The sequence below is a fragment of the Acidovorax sp. KPB24-07 genome (assembly GCF_057543315.1).
The window spans coordinates 1-632 of the sequence record NZ_BAAJYS010000906.1 but is presented as its reverse complement, the minus strand read 5'-3'; the positions used below and the strand labels follow the sequence as shown (position 1 = coordinate 632).

Genomic DNA, 632 nt, shown 5'->3' with positions numbered 1-632 from the left:
CACCGTCCGGCGCCTGCGCGCCGGCCACGCCGCAGGCCAGCAGGCAGGCGAATGCGAGGGGGATGGCTTTCATGCGGGGGTCCTCAAAAAGGCGGCGAACGGCGGCCGGGCGCCCTGCCCGGCCGGTGCGATTGTCGCAGCGCCCCGCCGCGCAGGGGCGCATGCGACGGATCGAATCGCGATCAATGCTGGTGCTTCATGCCGCAGAACTTGCCGATGGCCAGGCCCTTGCACGCCGCCTGCAGTTCCTTCTCGCAGGTGTCGTGGCCCTTGCCGGATTCCAGGCACTTGGCGGCGGCCTCGTGCGCGGCGGCCATGGCGCGGTGGCGCTGGATGTCGGCCTGGGTATCGGCGTCGGAATGCTGCTGCGCCTGGGCGGCAACGGCGGCCAGCAGCAAGAGCGGTGCGAGCGCCAGGGCGCGGAGTCGGGAGGTGGCGGTCATGGAAGAAGTCCTTTCATTCAGGAGGTGGGTGACAAAAACAGGGGAAAGGGTTCGGGGGACGTCCAGGCATCGAGGCATCCAGGCATTCCAGGTCAGGGCCGCGCCAGCAGGTCGGCCACGTCCACCCGGTACGCCTGCACGGCCGGCAGCAGGGCCGCCACCGCCGCCACGGCCACCGCGAGGCCGGGC

Annotated in this window: 1 protein-coding gene; it reads right to left on the bottom strand. The window is 71.4% G+C overall.

The genetic code is table 11. The features are described from left to right. Positions 1 to 182: 182 nt before the first annotated feature. Complete coding sequence (locus tag AC27IQ_RS26600) at positions 183 to 443, bottom strand: hypothetical protein (RefSeq protein ID WP_317355000.1); 261 nt, start codon at positions 441 to 443, stop codon at positions 183 to 185. Positions 444 to 632: the final 189 nt, after the last annotated feature.

Coding starts and splice junctions, on each gene's coding strand:
- AC27IQ_RS26600 (WP_317355000.1), bottom strand. CDS start 443: ATGACCGCCACCTCCCGACTCCGCGCCCTGGCGCTCGCACCGCTCTTG.